Origin of the sequence: Protofrankia sp. Cr2, assembly GCF_963555885.1 — a bacterium.
GTDB lineage: Bacteria > Actinomycetota > Actinomycetes > Frankiales > Frankiaceae > Protofrankia.
On record NZ_CAUVXG010000038.1, the window covers coordinates 1 to 5181 of the forward strand.

At 67.3% G+C, this 5181-nt stretch carries 5 protein-coding genes and 1 pseudogene; 3 read left to right on the plus strand and 3 right to left on the minus strand.

Going from position 1 to position 5181, the window contains the following annotated elements; translation table 11 throughout:
- Nucleotides 1-245 (minus strand): hypothetical protein (locus U9978_RS16645; RefSeq protein ID WP_322762054.1); only part of this gene is annotated, 245 nt, incomplete at its 3' end.
- A 1279-nt stretch (nucleotides 246-1524) separates the two neighbouring features.
- Nucleotides 1525-2076, minus strand: a pseudogene (locus U9978_RS16650) (ISKra4 family transposase); the annotation flags it as partial.
- Nucleotides 2077-2235: 159 nt separating this feature from the next.
- On the opposite strand from U9978_RS16650, the gene U9978_RS16655 reads away from it, so the two are divergent.
- Complete coding sequence (locus U9978_RS16655; protein ID WP_322762055.1) at nucleotides 2236-2607, plus strand: hypothetical protein; 372 nt, start codon at nucleotides 2236-2238, stop codon at nucleotides 2605-2607.
- A complete protein-coding gene (locus U9978_RS16660) occupies nucleotides 2604-3014 on the plus strand; it encodes a type II toxin-antitoxin system VapC family toxin (protein ID WP_322762056.1) in 411 nt (136 codons plus the stop codon). Before U9978_RS16655 ends, U9978_RS16660 begins: the two co-directional genes overlap by 4 nt.
- Here U9978_RS16660 and U9978_RS16665 read toward each other — a convergent pair.
- Nucleotides 2998-3282 carry a VWA domain-containing protein gene (locus U9978_RS16665; RefSeq protein ID WP_322762057.1) on the minus strand — a complete coding sequence of 95 codons (285 nt, stop codon included), beginning with the start codon at nucleotides 3280-3282 and terminating at the stop codon, nucleotides 2998-3000. The genes U9978_RS16660 and U9978_RS16665 overlap by 17 nt on opposite strands.
- A gap of 919 nt (nucleotides 3283-4201) precedes the next feature.
- On the opposite strand from U9978_RS16665, the gene U9978_RS16670 reads away from it, so the two are divergent.
- On the plus strand, nucleotides 4202-5181 hold a 980-nt coding region (locus tag U9978_RS16670; RefSeq protein ID WP_322762058.1), incomplete at its 3' end, for a glycosyltransferase.

Sequence of the window (5181 nt, forward strand, 5' to 3'; positions counted from 1 at the left end):
GGCGGTGGTGTCAAGGGTAGGGCGAGTACGAACGCGGGTTCGTCGTTGAAGCGGTCGATTCCACCGATCCCGTTGCCGCAGTTGAAGGCGCAGCCGCCGGCGGGGACGGCGCTGTCGTCGTTGCCGAATATTGAGTGGCCTGCTGGTTCGTCGCCGGCGGGGACGCCGTTGGAGCTTGAAGAGTGCGGGCCGGGTGTCTGTGCGGATGCGTTGCCGTCGGGGGATGGGGCGTCTGGGCAGGGCACGGATGGTAGCTGTGCCTCGGCGGGGGGTCCGTCGCCGCTGGTGATGACTTGTGTGCCGGACGAGCCCGGATCTGATCCGGCTGCGGGTGGCAAGGGCGGTCCGCCCGGTGGCGGTAAGCCTCCGGCCCCGCCGACCTTCCCCGACTCACCCACCAACCCCGACAACGGAGACGAGCAGCAGAATGCTGGACCGGAAAGTAGCTCAAAGGGAAGTACGGTTGATCTATCGACAGCAGGTCGGACTGCCGGCGAGGCTGCGGCGATTCGTGCTTATGCAGCGCGTACGAACGCTTGGCTAGCCGATAATGGGCCGCAGGTGATCCGTTCGACGAACGGTGCGCTGCGTGCCGAGGCAAGTGCGGCGGCACGCGCTGAGCGCCTTCGTGCTGCACGAACGGGTACCCCGTACACTGGGCAGGCTGGACATGTGCCCGACACGGCTGTCTCAGGGCAGGCGAGTCCTCCGGCGGGCTGGATCGACATGCCTGGTTGCTCGAACCAGGTTTGTGGTGGGGTTCTTGGGTCGAGAGTGGGGATGCTACTGGAAAGGTTCACCGTCGATGGAAGGCCAATATGACGCCTTGGGAAATAGAGCGAGTGTTGCGACCACTCGCTGATGATATAGGTCCGGCTCTAGACCCGGACTCGGCTCTAAGAACGCCATTAGAATTGTTTCCTGTACCTCATCTAGAGCTGCTGCAGTTGTTGAACGGGATGACGGTCTATCATGGAGCCTTTCGACTATTTGGTGTGAGGGAAGAGCCTTTTCTTGATCTTCTAACATGGAATGCATGGGATACTTGGCGATTCGCCTGGGGTGAGCAGGTTGATCCGTATATGATTTTTGGTGAGACGGCTTGGGGGGACCAATATGCTTACCGAAGAGGCGAGTCGGGTGCAATGGGGGAGGAGGTTTACTTCCTTGAAGGCACACTATTGCGTTCCGAGGTAATTGCCGGATCTTTCGAAGAATTTCTTGTCGATGAGTTCTTGCGAAATGCCGAGCGACCCTATGACGAAATTACATTAGAGGTGGTTCGTCGCCGAAGGGCAGTCGCTTCAAATAAGCATTGGGTCTACGTTCCTTCTGTCGCCCTGGGTGGTCCTGAGTCGATCGAAAATGTGGTTGAGATGCCCGCGGTCACCGCTATGACATTCGCGGGTGATATTGCCACTGCTTTGCAGGGGTCATCGTCAGGTGCCTCGCCGATGGCGGTTGTTCCGTGGACGGATGACCGTAGTCGTTCGCGGCTCCGGGTCGTTTTCGGGTAATACTAAGGTAGAAGGCGGCCATGTCGGCGGCGCAGTCCCGGACGAGCTCGGCGGCCAGCCGTTTGCCCATTACCTGGCCGGTCGCGCGGGCGACCGCGTCGACCGCGTCGTCGAACGAGCCCCGGACGGCCTCCAGGGCGAGCCTGCGCGCGAGGGTGTGCGAGTACAGCCCGGCCGGCAGGTTCAGCGCCGCGTCCGCCGGGTGCAGGTTGCCCGTCTTCGGGGCCCGGTAGGCGTTGCGGGTGACCGTGACCTGCCCGAACTGGGATACCAGCCGCCGGGTGTGGCCGCGTTCGGTGCGGGTGCGGGGCACGCCGTCGGCCCCGACCGGCGGCGGGTCAGCCCGTGTCTCGGCCTGGGCGCGCAGGTCGAGATGTCCCTGCAGCAGCGCGCGCAGCACCTCCCGGCCGTGCCGGTCGATCAGGTCCTCGACCTGGTCGTGCGTGGACGAGCGGCTGTCCGCGCCCGCGAGCAGCGCCTCGAGCGCACGGTAGCGCTCTCTGGCCTCGGTGAACGGCCCCGCCGTCGCCGCCGCTGACGGTTCCTCGTACCCTGGCACGCAGGCTCCTTTTTGCTGTCACGTCCCAATGGTTTCGTCACCACGGAACGTAGCGAGAAGGAGCCCCCTTCTTGATCAACCCCAGCACATCACTCGAAGATCACTAGCGCAACGATCTCACTTGAGCGGAACTACACCCAATCACGATCGCTCCGGGCCGTGCCTGACACCGTGCACGCCAGCACGGGTGAACCTCTGCCGAGCGGGCAGACCGGGGCCGCTGCGCCGTCCTACACTGCTTGCGTGACCGCCGCGTTCGACTACGAAGACATGCATCACCTGGTGGATCGGCTCACCCCGGCCCAGGTGCGACGCCTGCGGCTGCTCGTCACGCAGGACGAGGAACTGGGCCAGGTCGTCGAGGCGCTGACCGAGAGTGTTCCATCCGTCGAGCCCGAAGCCGAGGAAGAAGTTCCGGCGGGCCTGCTAGCCCTGATCGGTGCCGTGGAGACTGGGCGCACAGACGTCGCCGAGCGGCACGACGACTACTTTCGCGAGCGGATCCAGCGTCGCCACCCGCCTTCCTCGTGATCACGACGGTCTTCGACAGCGATCCGCTCATCGCTGCGTTCGACAAGAGCGATGACCGGCACGCCGAGTCTGCCCCGTTTGTTGCCAAGATCATCGGACCGCGACTACTGCCCAGCCCGGTGTTCACCGAGGTGTGCTGGGCCTTCGAGGACTTCCCCCGGATCGAGGCGGGCTTCGTCGACGAGGTCGCCCTGGGCACCTTCGAGCTGGTCCACCTGATGGCCGAGGATCTGCGGCGGATCAGTGAGCTGGTGCGCAAGTATGCGGACTTCCCGCTCGGTGCGACGGACGCCTCCGTCATCGCCGTTGCGGAACGATACGGAGTGGAGCGGGTCGCCACCATCGACCGCCGCCACTTCTCTGCCGTCAGGCCCAGGCACCGCGCAGCGCTCACCCTGCTGCTGTAGCGCCGTGGGTGGCGGCCCACCGTCCCACGTCCTCACGTCGCAGCGCCGTCGCCAGTAGTTCGGGGAATGCGTCCGGGGTACAGGCGAACGCGGGCGCGCCGAGTTCGGCGCAGGTTGCGGCGAGCGCGTGGTCGTAGGCGGGGGTGCCGTCGTCGGAGAGGGCGAGTAGGACGACGACGCATACCCCCGATTCGACCAACGCCCGCAGCCGGGCGACGAGCGACGACTGGTCCCCGTCTTCGATCAGGTCGCTGATCAGTAGGAACACGGTGTCGGCAGGTCAGCGGACCAGGGAGGCACCGTAGCCGACAGCGCGGTCGATCTGTCGGATGTGTCGTCTCTGCGATCCGTATAGTGATTGTTATGATTCGTGGTGGTCTGGTCAGGCGAACCCGGCTACCGGCGCCCGGCACTGGTGCGGGGGTAGGGCTGGCCGCCGCGAGTGCGCTGGTTCTCCTCGTGGGCTGCTCGCCGGACTCCAAGCCGGTGGGTGAGCCCAAAACTGTGCTGTCGACGGCGCCTGCCTCCCCCAACGGGGCGGATGTGACGGCTGACCGTACTGACGGCACGCCGACCGTCACACCTGGCGGGCCGTCTGCCACCCCGACGTCCGATGGCGGGACGGGTTTTCCGACGCCAGGCACGACAAGTGCGACTGGTAGTCGTATGGTCGCCGGTGGTCGTCCCAGCGGTGGTGGAAGGCTGGCCGTCGCCGGCTCGCAACCGACGTCGCGGCCGCGGCGACCAGAGGCGCGGCCGGCTGGTCCGCCGCCGATGGTGCCGTTCGATGCGAGGCCGCGGGCGGTGAATCCCGAGGGTGGACCGCCGATTCGAAATCCGCCGGTGCCGACCTTTACGGCTGGGCCGGCGGCGGCCAGCGTGCAGGCGGCGACCAGCGTGCCGACAGCGACCAGGGTGCAGGCGACGCCTTCTCCGTAGCCGCAGGATGTACGTCGTGGCGCTAGCAAGATCGGCGCGAGTTTGTCGTTGGGTACGCCTATTCGGCCGAAAAGCGTACATAGCGACAAACTCGCGCCGATCATCGTCGTGGCCGCACCGGTGGATGGGCCGATCATGGCCGTGGCCGCCCGCCGCGGGCCTGGCGGATGGGGCCGAGACGCGGCGTACGCGGCGGACGTGACGTGCGATGGTTGACGTCGGCGATCAATACGCGAGGATGCTCATTTGTGCGGGTCGGATTCTTAGTCGAGCAGATGTTGGCACCGGTGCCGGGCGGAACGGGGCGGTACTCCGCCGAGCTTGCCGCCGCGCTCGCCAGGGTGGCGCGGCCGGGCGAGAGCGTGATCAGTTGGTGTGCCTGGCGGGGAGAACGCGAAGCGGACGGCGCGGCAGTGCCGGGCGTGGTCGGTCCCATCCGGCTGCCGCTGCCCCGACGCGGTCTTGCCACCGCGTGGCTGCGCGGCTACGGGCCAGCGCCGAGCGCTGTGGGGATTGTGCACGCCCCCACGCTGCTCGTCCCGCCGCGGCGGCGCGGCGTGCCGCTCGTGGTGACGATCCACGACGCGGTGCCGTGGACCCATCCGCACACTCTGACAACCCACGGTGCCCGGTGGCACCGTCAGATGGGCGGGCGCGCCGCCCGCCAGGCCGATGCCGTGATCGTGCCGACCAGGGCCGTCGCCGCCGACATCCGGGCACATCTGCCGATTCCGGCCGACCGGTTGCACGTCATCGGCGAGGGCGTGGCCGAGGCGGTCGTGACCATCCCGGCGGACGCCGATGCCCGCGCCGCCCGGCTCGGTCTTCCGGGCGGCGGATATCTGCTCACTCTGGCCACCCTCGAGCCCCGCAAGGGTCTGGACACCGTCCTGGCCGCGCTGGCTGAGCTGGCTGAGCCCGTCGTCGGGCCTGCCGCGTCCGCCACATCCACCGCGCCTGCGACATCCACCGCGCCTGCGACATCCACCGCGCCTGCCGCGTCCGCACTGTCACTGGTGCATGTCGGTTCACCCGGTTGGGGTGGGCTGGACCTGCGGGTCGAAGCCGCGCGGCTGGGCCTCGACCCGGCCCGGATTCACGCGTTGGGGCGCCTTGACGACCCCGACCTCGCGGTGGTGCTGTCACGGGCCACCGCACTGCTCGCGCCGAGCCGCTCGGAGGGCTTCGGGCTGCCGGTCATCGAGGCGATGGCCCATGGCGTCCCCGC